18 protein-coding genes are annotated in these 17,702 nt (G+C 60.7%); 10 read left to right on the forward strand and 8 right to left on the reverse strand.

All coding sequences use genetic code 11. The features are described from left to right. Positions 1 to 241: 241 nt before the first annotated feature. The gene (locus tag ACX3M4_RS11975) at positions 242 to 871 is read right to left on the reverse strand and encodes a CoA transferase subunit B (RefSeq protein ID WP_459358806.1); all 630 of its coding nucleotides are present in this window, start codon (positions 869 to 871) and stop codon (positions 242 to 244) included. A gap of 13 nt (positions 872 to 884) precedes the next feature. Beyond that, entirely contained in the window at positions 885 to 1,580 is a 696-nt protein-coding gene (locus ACX3M4_RS11980; RefSeq protein WP_459358807.1) for a CoA transferase subunit A, read from the reverse strand. 359 nt (positions 1,581 to 1,939) lie between these two features. Between ACX3M4_RS11980 and ACX3M4_RS11985 the strand changes: the two genes are divergently transcribed. Continuing rightward, positions 1,940 to 2,221 (forward strand): DUF6460 domain-containing protein, encoded by a 282-nt coding sequence (locus ACX3M4_RS11985; protein WP_459358808.1) that lies wholly within the window; start codon positions 1,940 to 1,942, stop codon positions 2,219 to 2,221. Positions 2,222 to 2,398: 177 nt separating this feature from the next. Here the strand turns inward: ACX3M4_RS11985 and ACX3M4_RS11990 are convergent, their stop codons facing one another. From ACX3M4_RS11990 to ACX3M4_RS12010, 5 genes are all read right to left on the reverse strand, one after another. Then, positions 2,399 to 3,223 carry an ABC transporter permease gene (locus tag ACX3M4_RS11990; protein ID WP_459358809.1) on the reverse strand — a complete coding sequence of 275 codons (825 nt, stop codon included), beginning with the start codon at positions 3,221 to 3,223 and terminating at the stop codon, positions 2,399 to 2,401. After that, entirely contained in the window at positions 3,220 to 4,149 is a 930-nt protein-coding gene (locus tag ACX3M4_RS11995) for an ABC transporter permease subunit (RefSeq protein WP_459358810.1), read from the reverse strand. The genes ACX3M4_RS11990 and ACX3M4_RS11995 overlap by 4 nt, the downstream gene beginning before the upstream one ends. A gap of 9 nt (positions 4,150 to 4,158) precedes the next feature. Further along, complete coding sequence (locus ACX3M4_RS12000) at positions 4,159 to 5,316, reverse strand: ABC transporter ATP-binding protein (protein ID WP_459358811.1); 1,158 nt, start codon at positions 5,314 to 5,316, stop codon at positions 4,159 to 4,161. A gap of 74 nt (positions 5,317 to 5,390) precedes the next feature. Beyond that, entirely contained in the window at positions 5,391 to 6,479 is a 1,089-nt protein-coding gene (locus ACX3M4_RS12005; protein WP_459359419.1) for a polyamine ABC transporter substrate-binding protein, read from the reverse strand. A gap of 157 nt (positions 6,480 to 6,636) precedes the next feature. Next, positions 6,637 to 8,025, reverse strand: a complete 1,389-nt coding sequence (locus tag ACX3M4_RS12010) for a glutamine synthetase family protein (RefSeq protein ID WP_459358812.1) — start codon at positions 8,023 to 8,025, stop codon at positions 6,637 to 6,639. Positions 8,026 to 8,179: 154 nt separating this feature from the next. On the opposite strand from ACX3M4_RS12010, the gene ACX3M4_RS12015 reads away from it, so the two are divergent. The 8 genes from ACX3M4_RS12015 (at position 8,180) to ACX3M4_RS12050 (ending at position 15,896) form a co-directional block, all read left to right on the forward strand. After that, a complete protein-coding gene (locus ACX3M4_RS12015) occupies positions 8,180 to 8,884 on the forward strand; it encodes a GntR family transcriptional regulator (protein ID WP_459358813.1) in 705 nt (234 codons plus the stop codon). A 151-nt stretch (positions 8,885 to 9,035) separates the two neighbouring features. Then, on the forward strand, positions 9,036 to 10,442 hold the full coding sequence (locus ACX3M4_RS12020) for a glutamine synthetase family protein (RefSeq protein WP_459358814.1): 1,407 nt from the start codon (positions 9,036 to 9,038) through the stop codon (positions 10,440 to 10,442). 43 nt (positions 10,443 to 10,485) lie between these two features. Continuing rightward, the gene (locus ACX3M4_RS12025) at positions 10,486 to 11,880 is read left to right on the forward strand and encodes an aspartate aminotransferase family protein (protein WP_459358815.1); all 1,395 of its coding nucleotides are present in this window, start codon (positions 10,486 to 10,488) and stop codon (positions 11,878 to 11,880) included. 185 nt (positions 11,881 to 12,065) lie between these two features. Then, positions 12,066 to 13,052: an iron exporter MbfA gene (gene mbfA / locus ACX3M4_RS12030; RefSeq protein ID WP_459358816.1), complete on the forward strand. Its 987-nt coding sequence runs from the start codon at positions 12,066 to 12,068 to the stop codon at positions 13,050 to 13,052. A gap of 244 nt (positions 13,053 to 13,296) precedes the next feature. After that, complete coding sequence (locus tag ACX3M4_RS12035) at positions 13,297 to 13,689, forward strand: YciI family protein (RefSeq protein ID WP_459358817.1); 393 nt, start codon at positions 13,297 to 13,299, stop codon at positions 13,687 to 13,689. Then, on the forward strand, positions 13,658 to 14,902 hold the full coding sequence (locus ACX3M4_RS12040) for an RNA polymerase sigma factor (RefSeq protein WP_459358818.1): 1,245 nt from the start codon (positions 13,658 to 13,660) through the stop codon (positions 14,900 to 14,902). Before ACX3M4_RS12035 ends, ACX3M4_RS12040 begins: the two co-directional genes overlap by 32 nt. A gap of 129 nt (positions 14,903 to 15,031) precedes the next feature. Then, on the forward strand, positions 15,032 to 15,415 hold the full coding sequence (locus ACX3M4_RS12045) for a VOC family protein (RefSeq protein ID WP_459358819.1): 384 nt from the start codon (positions 15,032 to 15,034) through the stop codon (positions 15,413 to 15,415). Positions 15,416 to 15,494: 79 nt separating this feature from the next. Next, positions 15,495 to 15,896 (forward strand): MAPEG family protein, encoded by a 402-nt coding sequence (locus ACX3M4_RS12050; RefSeq protein ID WP_459358820.1) that lies wholly within the window; start codon positions 15,495 to 15,497, stop codon positions 15,894 to 15,896. 51 nt (positions 15,897 to 15,947) lie between these two features. Here the strand turns inward: ACX3M4_RS12050 and ACX3M4_RS12055 are convergent, their stop codons facing one another. Further along, positions 15,948 to 16,760, reverse strand: a complete 813-nt coding sequence (locus ACX3M4_RS12055; RefSeq protein WP_459358821.1) for a MipA/OmpV family protein — start codon at positions 16,758 to 16,760, stop codon at positions 15,948 to 15,950. A 121-nt stretch (positions 16,761 to 16,881) separates the two neighbouring features. On the opposite strand from ACX3M4_RS12055, the gene ACX3M4_RS12060 reads away from it, so the two are divergent. Next, complete coding sequence (locus ACX3M4_RS12060) at positions 16,882 to 17,505, forward strand: TetR/AcrR family transcriptional regulator (protein WP_459358822.1); 624 nt, start codon at positions 16,882 to 16,884, stop codon at positions 17,503 to 17,505. The last annotated feature ends 197 nt before the right edge of the window (positions 17,506 to 17,702 follow it).

A 17,702-nucleotide genomic window follows, 5' to 3' on the forward strand; every position in this document is an offset into this window, starting at 1 on the left:
CGGTCGAACGAGCGCCGTTTCGCTTCCATTTCCAGCCCTCCGGCAGGTGTGGCGGCGTTAACGAATTGGCGCCTTTCCCTGTCAATTTTACAGAAGGGTATCAATTCGGGACATTTGAGAACCGGAATTTTTCACCAATGCAGCAATCTTTCGCTGCACCGCATCAAAAAGGTCGAGACCCAACAAAAAAGGGTGCCCGCAGAGCCTGCGGACACCCTTCGATCTTGCGCTCCCGGCGATCTTACGACAGCAACGTTGCCTCGGTCATGCCGCGGACCTCCTCAAGAGAAACGTCCGGTGCCAGTTCGACCACTTTCAAGCCGCCTTCGGCGACGTCGAAGACACCGAAGTTGGTGATCACCCGATCAACGCATTTCACGCCGGTCAGCGGCAGGGAGCATTCCTTCAGGAGCTTCGGGTCACCCGCCTTGGAGGTATGGTCCATGATCACCACAACGCGCTTGACGCCGGCCACCAGATCCATGGCGCCGCCCATGCCCTTGACCATCTTGCCAGGGATCATCCAGTTGGCAAGATCGCCACCTTCGGACACTTCCATGGCACCGAGGATCGACAGGTCGATGTGACCGCCGCGGATCATGCCGAAGCTGTCGGCGGAGGAGAAATAGCTCGTCTGCGGCAGTTCGGTGATGGTCTGCTTGCCGGCGTTGATGAGGTCGGCGTCGACCTCGTCGTCGGTCGGGAACGGGCCCATGCCGAGCATGCCGTTTTCGGACTGCAGCGTCACGTGGACGCCGTCCGGAATGTAGTTGGACACAAGGGTCGGAATGCCGATGCCGAGGTTCACATAGAAGCCGTCTTCCAGTTCCTGCGCGGCACGCTTTGCCATGTCATCACGAGTCCAGGCCATGATGTTGTCTCCCTCAGGCTGCGCGCGTCGTGCGCTTTTCGATGCGTTTTTCGTGGCTGCCGACGATGATGCGGTCGACGAAGATGCCGGCGGTGTGGATCTGGTCCGGATCGAGTTCGCCGATCTCCACCAGTTCCTCGACTTCAACGACGCAGGTCTTGCCGGCGGTCGCCATCATTGGATTGAAGTTGCGCGCGGTCTTGCGGTAGATCAGGTTGCCTTCCTTGTCGGCTTTCCAGGCCTTGACCAGGGAGACATCGGCGACCAGACCCGTTTCCATGATGTAGGTCTCGCCGTTGAAATCCTTGTGTTCCTTGCCTTCGGCAATCAGCGTGCCGACACCGGTCTTGGTGTAGAAGCCCGGAATGCCCGCGCCGCCGGCGCGGATACGCTCGGCAAGGGTGCCCTGCGGGTTGAATTCCAGCTCAAGCTCGCCGTTCAGGTACTGCTTTTCGAAGGTGGCGTTCTCGCCCACATAGGACGACACCATCTTCTTGATCTGGCGGGTCTGCAGCAGAAGGCCGAGGCCAAAGTCATCGACACCGGCATTGTTGGAAATGGCGGTGATGTCCTTGGCTCCGGAATCCCGGAGCGCCACGATCAGATTTTCCGGAATGCCGCAGAGGCCGAACCCGCCGGCCATCACCGTCATGCCGTCAAAGGTCAGCCCCTCCAGGGCGGCCTTTGCGTCCGGATAAATTTTGTTCATGTTTCACTCCCGTATAAGACCACCAGAGCATCCCGCGACCGTAGATCCGCGGGATGATCTGACAATAGAAGCGATCAGCCTTCACCGTTCAACCGGGTTTGGTCGAACAGTTGCCGATCCTGATGCGTGAGGCGCACATTCGCCGCTTGGTTCGAACCGGTCAAGAGATCTTTACCGCATCGCAGCGAAAAATATGAACGGTCCGTCACTTAATCGATTTGAGGTGTTCTCCACCTTGGCCGGCACCCGCTTTGGTGGCGCAACCACGGGGTTTTGCCAGCTGTTTATGGTTTGTAAATTGTTAAAGCCAAGAATAACAGGGCGGTTCGGCAAGGTTTCCGTTTTGCTGACCCCACCTATTGATCAAAGCAACACCGAGAAAGACCACCGCATCCGTGTTCCCGTTCCTGTCGACCCTCTTCAAGATTGCGGCAATCTCCCTGCTGGTCGGCGCGGGCCTGTCCCTCGTCAATGTCAGCGCGGAGGACATCTTGAGCTCGGTCGGCCTCAGCCCGTTGCAGCTCTGGATCTACCTGATCGAGTTCCGTGACTGGGCGATCCCGACCATGATACTCGGCGCCTTCATCGTGGTGCCGGTGTGGCTGCTGATCTACCTGGTCCGCCCGCCGCGGGCCGGTTAGAGCATCTCTTTTGGCCTGATAACAAGCCCCCATTCAGACGAGCGCCCGAAACTCCTCCTCATCCTGAGGAAGCGCGCAAGCGCTGTCTCGAAGGATGGGCGTCAGACTCATGAGCAAGCGGCCCATCCTTCGAGACGGACCTGGCGGTCCTCCTCAGGATAAGGGTGAGAAATAAAATCACCCCTCCGCGCCGAAGGCCGCGCGTTCGTCGCGTTCGCGCTGCACCTGCTGGCGCTTGGTGACGATGGAGGCGGCGATCACGCCGATGGTGACCAGCCCGACCAGGATGGTACAGACCGCGTTGATTTCCGGCGTCACGCCGAGGCGCACCTGCGAATAGATCTTCATCGGCAGCGTCGTCGCACCGGGTCCGGTGGTGAAGCTGGCAATGACAAGATCGTCCAGCGACAGCGTGAAGGCGAGCATCCAGCCGGCGATGACACCGGGCAGGATGATCGGCAGGGTTATCAGGAAGAAGGTCTTCACCGGCGGACAGCCGAGATCTTCCGCCGCTTCCTCGATGGACTTGTCGAAGCCAACGAGGCGCGACTGGACAACGACAGCCACATAGCAGCTGGCAAAGGTCGTGTGCGCCAGCATCACCGTCCAGAAGCCGCGGGACGTGTCCATGGCAACGAACAGCAGCAGCAGCGACAGGCCGAGGATCACTTCCGGCATCACCAGCGGTGCGAAGATCATGCCGGAGAACAGCGAACGGCCGACGAACCGGCCGGACCGCACAAGAACCAGCGCCGCGATCGTACCGATGACTGTCGCCATGCAGGCGGATACAAAGGCGACACGCAGCGTCACCCAGGCCGCATCCAGCAGCTGGTCGTTATGCAGGAGCGACACATACCACTTGGTGGAAAAGCCGCCCCAGACTGTCACCAGCCGGCTTTCGTTGAAGGAATAGACCACCAGCAGCACGATGGGCAGGTAAAGGAACGAGAAGCCTGCCACCAGCGAAGTGATGTTGAACCAGGTGGGGCCGCGCGTCATCCGTCCTTCTCCGCCATTTTCTGCTGCTGATTCTGAAAGAGCACGATCGGGATCACCAGGATCATCAGAAGGATCACGGCGACCGCGGACGAGACCGGCCAGTCACGGTTGTTGAAGAATTCGCTCCAGAGGGTCTTGCCGATCATCAGCGTGTTCGATCCGCCAAGGAGATCCGGGATGACGAATTCGCCGACTGCCGGAATGAAGACCAGGAAACAGCCTGCGATCACGCCCGGGATCGACAGCGGCACGGTGATCTTCCAGAACGCCTTCCAGGGCGGACAGCCGAGGTCTTCGGCCGCCTCCAGCAGGCTGCCGTCAAGACGCTCCAGGCTGGCATAGAGCGGCAGCACCAGGAACGGCAGATAGGAATAGACGATGCCGATGAAGACCGCGATATTGGTGTTGAGGATCGTCAGCGGCTCGCTGATGATGCCGAGCGACAGCAGCAGTTGGTTGAGCAAGCCCTCGTTCTTCAGGATGCCGATCCAGGCATAGACGCGGATCAGGAAGCTGGTCCAGAACGGCAGGATCACCAGCATGAGCAGCGTCGGGCGCAGCGCTTGCGGGCTTCGCGCCATGCCATAGGCGATGGGATAGCCGATGATCAGCGTCAAGAGGGTGGAGATCGCGGCAATGATGACCGACGACAGATAGGACTTCCAGTAGAGGTCGTCCTCCGTCAGCCAGACATAGTTCTCGAAGGAGAAGCCGGAAATGCCGTCCACCAGCCCCCGCCAGCCTTCGCCGAGGTCGAAGGTGGGCGTATAGGGCGGAATGGAAATGGCGACTTGCGACAGCGAGATCTTGAAGACGATCAGGAACGGAGCCAGGAAGAAAACCAGCAGCCAGAGATACGGCACCGCTATCAGCAGCCAGCCGCCAAGCGTTCGCTTGGGTTGGGCGGGAACGTGTTCCTCGGACATCGTTTCCTCCTAACCTTTGAGAATAACGCCGGCGTCCCGGTCGAAGGAGAGCACCACTTCGTCGTCCCAGGTGATCGGGTTTTCCACCATGCGCGAGACGTTGGCGAAGGTGGCCCGCAGCGTGTTGTGGTCCCCCTCGCCGACCTTGGCGTGGATGATGGACATGTCGCCGAGATAGGCAATGTCCCAGACCAGCCCGTCAACGCGGTTGGGGACACCCTTCTCGCGCCGCCCGAGGGCAATGCGGACCTTTTCCGGCCGGATTGCGTACCACACCCGGTCACCGATGGGGGCATCCGTCACCTGGTCGGTCTCGATGGAGAAATCGTCGTTGATCGACCGCAGCCGTGTGCCCATGTCGGACTTTTCGGTGATCGTTGCCTCGATCAGGTTGATGTCGCCGATGAAGTCGGCGACGAATTTCGAATTGGGTGCCTCGTAGATTTCGGCCGGTGTCGCCACCTGCACCAGCTCGCCCTTGTCCATGACGGCGATGCGATCGGCGACGGTCATCGCCTCTTCCTGGTCGTGGGTGACGATCAGGAAGGTCATCTTCAGCTCATCCTGGATGTTCATCAGTTCGAACTGGGTTTCCTCGCGCAGCTTGCGGTCGAGAGCGCCGAGGGGCTCGTCCAGCAGCAGCACCTTGGGGCGCTTGGCAAGCGACCGGGCGAGCGCGACGCGCTGACGCTGGCCGCCGGAAAGCTGGTGCGGCTTGCGCTTGGCGAATTGTTCCAGCTTGGTCAGCCGCAGCATTTCGGCCACCCGGGCATCGATCTCCGACTGCGGCAGCTTGTCCTGCTTCAGGCCGAAGGCAATGTTCTTTTCCACGCTCATATGCGGAAACAGCGCATAGGACTGGAACATCATGTTGGAGGGGCGCTTGAAGGGCGGAATGCCGGCGAGGTCCTGGCCGTCAAGAAAGACCTGGCCTTTGGTCGGTGTCTCGAAGCCGGCCAGCATGCGCATCAGCGTGGTCTTGCCGCAGCCCGAGCCGCCGAGCAGGGCGAAGAACTCGCGCTCATAGATTTTCAGGGACAGATTGTTGACCGCGGTGAAGTCGCCGAACTTCTTGGTGACATTGCGGAATTCGATAAAGGGCGCCTTGTCGGGATCTTCCCATGGGCGATGTGCCCGGCGCACTGGTCCAATCGATTTTTTTGCCAAAACAATCCCCCACCCCTTAGAGGTCGTCCCTTAAAAAAACGCCGGGCCCGCTGGGGCCCGGCGCCTTGGTGTGCTTACTGTCCGCTCTTGACGTTCGTCCAGATGCGGGTGACGACACGCTGCACCTTCGGCGGATAGGGGGTCGTGGTGTAGAGCTTCGCAACGGTCTCTTCGTCCGGATAGATCGCCGTATCGCCGATCACATCGTCGTTCAACAGAGCCTGCGAGGCCTTGTTGCCGTTGGCGTAATAGACGTAGTTGGACGCCTTGGCGGCGACTTCCGGACGCATGATGTAGTTGAGGAACTCGTGTGCTTCTTCCATGTGCGGGGCGTCGGCCGGGATCGCCATCTGGTCAAACCACATCTGGGCGCCTTCCTTCGGGATGGCATATTCCACCGTCACGCCGTTATCGGCTTCGGCCGCACGGTCACGTGCCTGCAGCACATCGCCCGACCAGCCAATGGCAACGCAGATATCGCCGTTCGCAAGGGCGTTGATGTATTCGGAAGAATGATACTTCTGGATATAGGGACGGATTGATTTCTGCAGTTCACCGGCCTTTTCGATTTCCGCCGGATCCTTGCTGTCCGGGTCAAAGCCGAGATAGGCCAGCGCTGCCGGCATCATTTCCGCAGGTGCATCCAGCATGAAGACGCCGCAGTCTTTCAGCTTGGAGATGTTCTCTTCCTTGAAGATCAGGTCCCAGCTGTTCACCGGTGCATTTTCACCAAGCGCCGCCTTCACCTTCTCGACGTTATAGCCGATGCCGGTGGTGCCCCACATGTAGTTGATCGAGTAGTTGTTGTCCGGATCGTATTTCTCGACCCGCGCCTCGATGTCCTTCCACATGTGCTCAAGGTTCGACAGCTTGGACTTGTCGAGCGGTGCGAACACGCCGGCCTGGATCTGGCGGGCAAGGAAGGTTCCGGTCGGAACCACAACGTCGTAACCTGTGCCGCCGGCCAGCAGCTTAGTTTCCAGCACCTCGTTTGAGTCAAAGACGTCGTAAACGACCTTGATGCCGGTTTCCTTGGTGAAGTCTTCCAGGATCGATTCGTCGATGTAGTCGGACCAGTTGAAGACATTCACGACCCGGTCCTGGGCAAGTGCGGAACCGCCCATCAGGCTGAGAACGGCCACACCGGTCAACATGGATTTCAACGTCATTTGAGAACTCCCCTCAGAGTTTTTCGGGAGACCCTTTCCGGGCCTAGTCCCTGAATGCAAACGGACATTCGCGTTGTTTACGTCTTATCTGTCCCGCAGATTGGCTATGGTGCCGGTTTTTGTCCAGCGCCGATTTTGGGCATGCGAAGCGTCACAAATATGTCTGCCGCTCGAGAGACGAAATCTCCCGCCCAAATTCGTTCAGTTCCTCCCGTTTGATCTCCGTCAGGACCTTGTGCATTTCCTTGCCGACCGCCTGTTTCATCAGCTTGGAGGCTTCGAAGGCATCGATCGCCTCGTCCATCCAGGGCGTCAGCCGTTTCTTGCGTTTTTCATAGGCGTTGCCGGTCACCGGCGCAGGCGGATCCTTTTTCTGGCGCAGGCCCTCCATCATGCCGGCGAGCACGCCCGTCAGCACCAGATAGGGATTGGCATCGGCACCGGCGATGCGGTGTTCGACGCGCGCGGCCTCCGGCGTCGAGGCCGGCACACGCAGGGCGACAGAGCGGTTGTCGAAGCCCCAGCAGATCGATGCCGGAGCATAGGAGCCCGGCTGCATGCGGCGGAAGCCGTTGAAGGTGGAGATGAACAGAAGCAGCGCTTCCGGCATGGTCTTCAACAGGCCATTGATCGCATAGCCAAGCCGTTCGCTGCCGGTCTCCGGATCGGCAAAGAGATTGCCCTTCTCGTCTTCCATGGAAACATGGACATGCATGCCGTTGCCGGGCCATTCCACGAAAGGCTTGGCCATGAACGAGACCTTCAGCTCATGCTTTCTGGCGACGCCCGCAACAAGGCGGCGCAGCAGCACGACGTCGTCGGCGGCCAGAAGCGGATTGTTGCGGTGGTGCAGGTTGAGTTCGAACTGGCCGGGCGCAGCTTCCGAGACGGCGGCATCGGCCGGAATGCCCTGGGCCTCGCAGGCCTTGCGCAGGTCGTCGACGACCGGGAACAGCGCTTCCAGATCGGAAAGCGCATACATGTTCTGGCGCGCCGGGCCGAGATGGGTGGAAAAGAGCGGCTTCGGCGGTTCCGTCCAATCGCCGTCACTTTCCTCGAAAAGGTAAAACTCCAGCTCGAAGGCGCAGGTGGCCGTGACCCCGAATTCATCCTTCAGACGATCGACCATGGCCGAAAGCACATGGCGCGGATCGGCCATGAACGGATCGCCGTCCCGGTCATACATGGAGAGCAGCACCTGGGCGGTCTTGCGCTCGGTCCAGGGCACCAGCTTGAGGGTTTCCGGGATCGGCCAGCAGACGCCGTCCTTGTCGCCGGTTTCCAGATGCATGCCGGTGGATTCGACCTCGCGGCCCCACACGTCGAGACCATAGAGGGAGTAGGGAAAGGCGACGCCGCCCTGAAACACGCTCTTCAGTGCCTTGCCGGGCAGCCACTTGCCGCGCAGCACGCCGTTGGTGTCCGGCAGAATGACTTCCAGTGTGTCCAGATCCGGGTGAGCGGCCAGAAAGGCCTCGAACTCCGTCTTCCATCCATGCTCGGCAGGATGGTTCAGGATCTGGTGGGGGAACTCGTTCATTTAATCCCTGCTTTCGACCGGCAGTGACCAGGGACCCGCCCCTGCTCGCAGCCAGCTTTTGTTTGCGTCCGTTTCAAAAATGTGATCACTTTCGTAAAACACTGTCAAGCCGGTACGCGCATTTTGCCCGGCAGCCGCTGTCTGGAGAACGTGATTGGCCGTACGGCGCTCCGCATTGCAATCGGGTCCCGCAAAGCCCGCTTCCGGCACCGCCAGCACCCGCGGCGCCACACGCCTGCAGGTCGACAGCGCGGTCCGTTCCGGCCTGCTGACCGGGCGCTTCATTCCGGGAAAAGCCGTGACGATACGGGGACTTGCCGCGGAACTCGGCGTCAGTCCGATGCCCGTGCGGGAAGTACTTCAGCGGCTGGCGGCCGAAAACGCCCTGGAGGTCAAACCCAATGGCCGCGTCCAGGTGCCGGACATGTCTCCGGGACGGTTCGATGAAGTCATGAAGGCAAGACTGCTTCTGGAGCCGGAATTGGCCGAATTGGCGCTGCCGCACCTCACAGCCCGCGACGCCAAGGACCTCAGGGCCATCGACGACGACATCGACCAGCGCCTCGGCAGCGGCGATGCGGAAGCCTATATGCGCCTCAATCACGCTTTCCATTTCCGCATCTACCGGGCATCCGGCTCGAAGGTCCTGCTGCCGCTGATCGACAGCCTCTGGCTGCAGTTCGCTCCCTTCATGCGCACGGTCTACGGCCGCGTCGGCACCGCCAGCCTGATAGACCAGCACAAGGCGGCGATCCGGGCAATTGAGAAGAACGACATTCCCTCCCTCCGGGCTGCAATCGCCGCCGACATCTCCGACGGCATGGGCCTTCTCGGCAAGGAAATCCTGTCTGACGCATGAGGCAGTTGATCCGTGGCGCAAGCCGTGTCATTTTGTGATCACAAAATCACTCTTCCGGAAACGGTCTACCGGCCCACGGACCTGCCGCGGTTTGACGCGGCCTCCCCCTCAAGCCGCCGCCCGGTGCCGATTTCAACCAGTGGAGCCTTCTGTGACCGCCGAAACGCCTGCCAGCGAAAGTGCAAACCCTATCGACAGCCTGCGCGGCGTGCCGGATGTCGAAGCCGCCCGTGACTGGCTCAACGCGCGCAACATCCAGGACATCGAGTGTATCGTTCCGGACCTTGCCGGCGTTGCCCGCGGCAAGATGATGCCGGTGGAGAAGTTCTTTTCCGGCCCGGTCATGACAATGCCCGCCTCCATCTTCGCCCAGACGATTTCCGGCGACTATCCCGATGACGACGACTGGTTCCAGCACAATCCCATCGACGGTGACCTTTATTTCAGGCCGGACTACAGCACCCTGACCACCGTGCCCTGGGAAAGCGATCCGACCGCCCAGCTCATTCATGACGCCGTCACGCGCCAGGGTGCGCCAGTGGAGACCGCGCCGCGCAACGTGCTGAAGCGCGTCTTGAAGCTTTACGAGGACAAGGGCTGGGAGCCGGTCGTCGCACCGGAAGTCGAGTTCTATCTGGTCAAGCCCAACACCGACTGGGACTATCCGCTCGAGCCGCCGACAGGAAGGTCCGGCCGGCCGGAAGTCGGTCGCCAGTCCTATTCGATTTCGGCGCTGAACGAATTCGACGACCTGATCGACGACATTTATGACCTGTCGGAAAAGCAGGGCCTCGAGATCGACACCATGATCCACGAGGAAGGCGCGGCGCAGATGGAAATCAACCTGCGCCACGGCCATCCGCTGGCGCTTGCCGACCAGGTGTTCCTTTTCAAGCGCACCATCCGAGAGTCGGCACTGCGTCACGACATGTATGCGACCTTCATGTCCAAGCCCATGTCCAACCAGCCGGGCTCGGCCATGCATATCCACCAGTCGGTGATCGACAAGGCGACCGGCAAGAACATCTTCGCCGACGACAACGGCGACGAGACCTCGACGTTCCTCTCCTTCATCGCTGGGCACCAGCGCTACCTGCCGCGGGTCAGCTGCATCATGGCGCCCTTCGTGAATTCCTACCGCCGCTTCTCCAAGACCTCGACCGCACCGGTCAACGTCTATTGGGGTTATGACAACCGGACGGTGGGGCTGCGCGTGCCCTATTCGAACGCCCAGTCCCGGCGCCTCGAAAACCGCGTCCCCGGTTCCGACGTCAACCCGTATCTGGCCATCGCCGCCAGCCTGGCCTGCGGGTATCTGGGCATCGTCAACGGCTTGAAACCGGATTCGCCCAAGTCGGACGACTGTTCGCAGCGCTCGAAGTCGCTGCCGCGCAGCCTGCCCGACGCGCTGGCCAAATTCGAAAAATCCGACGAGATGATCGAGGTCTTCGGCGAGCAGTTCGTCGCCACCTACCGGGCGATCAAATACGAGGAATTCGAAACCTTCATGTCCGTGATCAGCCCCTGGGAGCGGGAATATCTCCTGCTCAACGTCTGATCCAGGACCGACCTATCCTGACTTTCCTTTTGGAGCATTTGCCATGACGGCCCATTCCAACATCTATCCGACCAAGGCGCTGCAGGAACTCGATGCCGCCCACCATTGGCATCCATTTTCCGACATGAAGTCGCTGAACGCGGAAGGCAGCCGGGTCATCACCCATGCGGACGGCGTCTGGCTGACGGATTCGGACGGCAAGCGCATCCTTGACGGCATGGCCGGCCTTTGGTGCGTGCAGGTCGGCCATGGCCGCCGCGAGATTTCGGATGCGGTCTACAAGCAGATGAACGAGTTGTCCTATTACAACACGTTCTTCAAGACGACCCACCCGCCGGCGATCGCGCTTTCCGAAAAACTCGCCAAGCTCGCGCCCGCGCACATGAACAAGGTGTTCTACTGCTCCTCCGGCTCGGAGGCCAACGACACCGTGTTCCGCATGGTCCGCACCTACTGGGACAAGATGGGCAAGCCGGACAAGAAGGTCATCATCGGCCGCTGGAACGGTTATCACGGCTCGACGCTGGCCGGCACCAGCCTCGGCGGCATGAAGGGCATGCACGGCCAGGGCGACCTGCCGGTGCCGGGCGTACACCACATCGACCAGCCCTACTGGTTCGGTGAAGGCTACGAGATGAGCCCGGAAGAGTTCGGGATCCATGTCGCCCGCAAGCTGGAACAGGCCATCGACGAAATCGGCGAAGACAAGCTCGCCGCCTTCATCGCCGAGCCGATCCAGGGGGCCGGCGGCGTCATCATCCCGCCGGAAACCTACTGGCCGGAAGTCAAGCGCATCCTCGAAGAGCGTGACATCCTGTTCGTCTGCGATGAAGTCATCTGCGGCTTCGGCCGTCTGGGCGAATGGTTCGGCGCCGATTACTACGGCATCAAGCCAGACCTGATGCCGATTGCCAAGGGCATGACCTCGGGCTACCTGCCGATGGGCGGTGTCATGGTGTCCGACCGGGTCGCGGAAGGTCTGATGCTGGCGGGCGGCGAGTTCTATCACGGCTATACCTATTCCGGTCACCCGGCCTGCGCCGCCGCCGCCCTTGCCAATCTCGAGATCATCGAACGGGAAGGTCTGGTGGATCGCGTCAAGAATGACATCGGGCCGTACCTTCAGGAACGCTGGCTGAAACTCGGTGAACATCCGCTCGTCGGCGAAGCCCGCATGATCGGTCTCGTCGGCGCGCTGGAACTGGTGCCGAACAAGAAAACCCCGCACAAGCCGTTCGAAAATGTCGGCACGGTCGGCACCATCTGCCGCGACATTTCCTTCGGCAACGGCATGGTCATGCGCGCAGTCCGCGACAGCCTGATCATCTCACCGCCGCTGGTGCTGACCCACGAGGAAGCCGACTACCTGGTAAAGACAGCTGAAAAGACGCTCGACGACACCTATCAGGCGCTGAAGAAGGACGGCTGGCTGGGCTGAGTTCCCCCGTCTCACCGGCCGGCTGCAGGACACGCATGCGTCAATCTGCAGCCGGCCGGATTTCCTTGCCTTTGACATAGCCTCTTGCCAGGAGCAGGGGGCGCGGGGTTAGAAGATCCTGTCAGCCGGTAGCATCACTGCGATCCGGCGGCAGGGTATTTTCGGCAAAGGCTTTCGAGGCAGTCATGCTCCGTCGTTTCTTCGGTCTGGGAAAACGGGATTTTTCCTCCCTTTCGGAACAGGAAATCCTCGCCCTTGCGATCTCGTCGGAGGAAGATGATGCCCGCATCTACCAGGCCTATGCCGAGGGCCTGCGCGAGCAGTTTCCCCAGTCCGCCAAGGTCTTCGACGACATGGCGGCGGAAGAGAACGAGCACAGGCAGCGGCTGATCGATCAGCACCGAGCCCGTTTCGGCGACACCATTCCCCTCATCCGGCGCGAACATGTGCGCGGCTACTATGAGCGCAAGCCCGACTGGCTGGTGCGCCCGCTTGGCCTCGACAAGGTCCGGACCATGGCCGAGGACATGGAAGGTCAGGCCTACCGGTTCTATGTCGAAGCCGCCAAGCGCACGTCGGACGCCGGCACACGCAAGCTGCTCGGCGATCTGGCGGTTGCGGAAAAGGGACACGAGAGCCTCGCCCAGCGCCTTGGCCTCAAGCACACGCCGAAGGACGTGCGCGAGGAGGAACGGCAGACCGAGCGCCGCCAGTTCATCCTGACTTATGTGCAGCCCGGCCTTGCCGGTCTGATGGACGGATCGGTCTCGACCCTGGCGCCCATCTTTGCCGCCGCCTTTGCGACACAGGACACCTGGCAGACTTTTCTGGTTGGCCTCTCCGCCTCGGTCGGCGCGGGCATCTCCATGGGCTTCACGGAAGCGGCCCACGACGACGGCGTCCTTTCGGGACGCGGCTCGCCCGTCAAGCGCGGCATTGCCTCCGGTGTCATGACCGCACTTGGCGGTCTCGGTCATGCCTTGCCCTATCTGATCCCGCATTTCTGGACGGCCACAACGATTGCCGCACTGGTTGTCTTTGTCGAATTGTGGGCGATCGCCTGGATCCAGAACCGTTTCATGGATACACCGTTCATGCGCGCCGCCTTCCAGGTCGTGCTCGGCGGCTCGCTGGTTCTTGCTGCGGGTGTCCTGATCGGGAATGCGTCCTGAGGACACGTACAAACCTCATCCTGAGGAGGACCGTCAGGTCCGTCTCGAAGGATAGGCAATGCACTCCGTGACAAGCGGCCCATCCTTCGAGACAGCGCTATCGCGCTTCCTCAGGATGAGGGAGGAGTTGGAGGCATGGCCCGGAAGCTCCACACAAAACTTTCTCTTTTTTCAGCTCCGCTGTCGGGTAAGCTCGCGACCGGACGTTCCTTGGGCACCAATCCCTGGAACTGGAGGTTATGACATGCTGTTTTCCGTTTTGATTTATGCCAGCGAAGATTTCATCGACGCGCTCTCTCCGGACGAGCTCGCGGCCGTCATGCAGAAGCACGGCGCCTTTCACGAACATACCAAGACCAACCGGACGTTCGCTGCCGCCACCAAGCTGATGTCGACGGGCACCTCCGTCACGATCAGCCGGGAAAGCGAAGAATTCGTCGTCACCGACGGGCCCTTCGCCGAGACCAAGGAACAGTTCATGGGCTTCTACCTGATCGACAGCGCCAATCTGGAGGAGGCTATCGAGGCGGTGAAGATCCTGCCGCTCGACCATGGCCGTATCGAGATACGGCCTGTGGAGTTCTTCGAAGGAGCCGACTTCAAGAATGCCGAGCGCCTGGTTATCAACGCATCTTAGAGCCGCCCGCCCGCGGGTTCTGGCCGCCCTCAATCGCGTCTTCGGCGATATCGACCTTGCCGAGGACGCGTTCCAGGATGCGTCGCTGAGAGCTCTTAATAGCTGGGCACCCGACCAGCTGCCCGACGATCCGGTCGCCTGGCTGATCGTTGCGGGGCGCAATGCCGGCATCGACACCTTGCGCAAGCGGCGCAGGGAAACTCTTTCGCCTCCCGAAGACCTGGAACCAGCCTTTGACGGGCCGCATCCGGAAGACAAGCTCAGCGAGGATCTCGACCGGTCCGTCTACCGCGACGATGTCCTTCGCCTGCTGTTCACCTGCTGCCATCCAGTGTTGCGCCGCGACCAGCAGATCGCGCTTGCCCTCAAGATCGTTGCCGGCCTGTCGGTAGAGGAAATCGCCCGCGCCTTTCTCGTCCAGCCGAAGACCATGGAACAACGCATCACCCGCGCCAAGAAGCGGTTGCAGGCGGCAAGACTGCCCTATGAGGAGCCGGATGCGGCAGGACGCGGCGAACGGCTTGCCGCTGTTGCCAACGCCATCTATCTCGTCTTCAACGAAGGCTATTCGGCTTCGCAGGGACCGGACCTGATCCGCGAGACCCTCTGCGAGGAAGCGATCCGTCTGGCCCGCCTCATCGTACGGCTTTTTCCTGAAGTACCGGAACTTCGCGGGCTTCTGGCGCTCTGTCTGATCCAGCACTCGCGAAAGGCCGCAAGGATCGCAGCCGACGGCAGCGCGGTCACGCTGGATCTCCAGGACCGTTCGCTGTGGAACCGCAAACTGATCGCGGAAGGCAATATCCTGCTGGAAGCCGCCTTGCGCGCGGCGCGTCCGGGGCCATTGCAGATCGAAGCCGCCATCGCCGCGACCCACAGCCAGGCGGCGACATACGCCGACACGGACTGGGAGGAACTCGACCGGCTTTACCGCGCTCTGGAGCATATCCGCCCCTCCCCGGTGGTTGCGCTCAACCGGTCGGTGGTGCTGTCGAAACTGAAGGACCCCGAGGAGGCTCTGGTGCGGCTCGACCGGCTTGCGGAACCGCTCGAACGCTATGCCGGGTTTCATATGGCGCGCGCTGCCTTTCTGACGGAACTCGTCCGGATCGACGAGGCTCAGCAGGCCTATGAAAAAGCGTTTACGCTGGCCGGAACCGCGGTGGAACGGGATCATATCCTCAAGAAGCTGGCTGCACTGGTTCCAGCCTGAGACTACAAACAGCCGGCCTCGAAAATCCTTCGGAAAAAATTTTACCACCCCTGTCGGATCTGCCGAAGTCCGTCCGTCCTTCGATTACCTGGGCCGACCCGGGCAATTTTTTTTCAAGAGGATGGACAGATGAGCAATGCGATGACAACCCATGGTGCCTTCAGCTGGATGGAGCTTCACTGCGGCGACGGCGACAAGGCTAAATCTTTTTACAAGGACCTTCTCGGCTGGGAAACAAAGGACATGGATGTGGGCGTTGGCCCTTACACCACGATCCTGAACGGCGAGACCATGGTTGGCGGCATACCGCCGATGGAGGCGGAAACGCCGCGCTGGCTGCCTTATGTGACGGTTGACGATGTCGATGCCCGCATTGCCAAGGCGAAGTCTCTCGGCGCCACCGTTGCCATGGAGCCGATGAGCGTTCCGAGTGTCGGCCGCATGGCAACGATCGTCGACCCGGTCGGCGGCGTCATAGCGCTCATCACCTTCGAAGCTCCGCCGGAAGCCTGATCTTCATCAAAAGGCCGGTCCGGGTTCAGCAATTGCCATGGCCGGTCTTTCTCTCTCTATTCACGGAAAGGAAATTGCGATGGAGATGATTTTCTCCTTACAGGTCACGCTCGTCTTCGTGGCCATATTCGCTTTGATCCAGGCACCGATGACGGTTGCCGTCGGCCTCAGGCGTCTGAAGACCAACATCATGTTCCTGGATGGCGGCGATCAGGTGCTGACCCGGCGCATGCGGGCACACGGCAATTTCACCGAGACGGTGCCGATGGGGCTCCTGGCGATGGGCGCGGCCGAACTCAGCGGTGCGCCGCACATGCTGCTGTGGACCGTCGGCGGAGGTTTCGTCGCCGGACGCCTGCTGCACTACGCCACCGTCGTCACCTCGGGCGACGGCATCGGCCGGGCCATCGGCATGATCCTGACGCTGGCCCCGCTGCTGATATTTTCCGGCTACGTTCTGGCCCGCTTTGCAGGCTTTTGACCACCACATGGCAACCGGAGCCTGTCAACGCCTCCGGTTGCCGCGTGTCCGTCAGAACCGGTACCAGAGAAACAGGCCGCCATGGCCGCTTTCGCGAGCGCCGCGCTCTTCCACGATGGGGCTTTCAGCCATGCTCCCGAGCAGCACCGAGCCTCCCACCAATCCGCCGACGCCCCAGTTCTCGGTAACGGCGAAACGGGACGAGAAGTCTACCGTCACATCGCGGAACCCTGCATCGGCCTTGTATTGCTTGAGGCCGCTGGCGGCAGCGCCTGCAGCCGTCACCGAATAATAGGCGTCCGCGTAAGCTTCATCGGCGAAGGTTGTCGAGACGTCGAGACCGAAGGCGAGACGCTGCGACGCGTTGATCTCGTAACCAAGACTGAAGGTGGCGGTCGTGCCGCTGTCACCCAACACGTCATGGGCGATTTCCACGCCCGCCCCAAGCGCGTCGCGTTGCAGAAGCAGTCCGTTGTAGCCGCCGCCAAATGCAGCGCCGACCCAGAGTTCCTCATCCACCTCCGGCAGTTTCTTGACGACCTTGTCGGAGACGTCCTTGCGGCCCATGCCATAACCGATGAGCGGCCCGGCATAGAAACCCTCGAAAGGCAACACGTTGGCGGTTGCCGTCAGCCCGTTGAACTTGACGAAATACGGCCCCTTCTCGAAGGACGCTATGAGGCCGGGTGCAAACCCGTAATCCTTGGAACCGAGATAGTCCGGGCCGAAGAAGGCACCGGCACCGAGAAGCACATGCCAGTCTTTCTGGTCATGAGCCTTCTGATCTGGCGTTGTCTGATCCGGTGAACTCTGATCCTGGGCCGCAGCCGTGGATGCGACAAGCGGTAGACTTGCAACGAGCAAAGCCCGCACATAACACTTAGACACCATACTATGACCCTTCAACACTGCGACCCCAGCAATGTTGTCAGTGTCTATATTTTCGGCCGGGCAACGTCAATGAAAATATTGACAGTGTCTACTTATGGAGATTCCGGTTCTGAGCGACGCGAAATATCACCACGGTAACCTGAAGGAAGCGCTGGTTCAGGCCGGGCTCGACATCCTGCGGGAAGAAGGCCTCGCCGCTCTGTCGCTGAGGGCGTGCGCCGCCCGGGTGGGGGTTTCCCACGGTGCGCCCAAGAATCATTTTGCCAGCCTTGCGGTACTCCAGGCAGCGATCGCCTCGGAAGGATTTCGCAGGTTCGCCGCGACGATGCGCTCGCATATGGCCCGTTCGGCAACCGATGCGCGATCCCAGATCCTTGCCTCCGCACGCGGCTATATCGCCTTCGTGGAGGAAAACGCGGACCTCTTCCGGCTGATGTTCACGCTCGAAAGGCAGCTCGACGTCTACCCGGATCTTCTACCGGCCAGCCGCGAAGCCTATGCGGTCCTGCGGGAGGTCAGCGAGGGCCTTGCCCCAGAGAACTGCGAGAACCCCGTGCACCGCACGAGTGTTGAAACCATGCTTTGGACGTTCCTGCACGGTTATGCCAACCTGAAGGCCCACCGCCAGTTCTTCACCGCGAACGCAGAAACGGGCGCCGATCCGGAACTGGAGGACATTTTCCCGAAATTTCTCTACGTCGAACGCGGCGACCGGTAGCGGCACATCGTTTTCCAGCATATTTCCTAAAGAAAATCATCCGCACAGACCGTAAAGACGAGTTTTTAAGCGCAAACATAGGCATTTTTACTTAATGCGCCAAGACACTTGCCAATTTCGTCATCTTTTAAAATCTCAGCTTAACGAATTAATTTAAATATAGAGTTCGAAACCGGCTCCATTCTGACGCAAATAAC

The organism is Roseibium sp. M-1 (genome assembly GCF_054515675.1).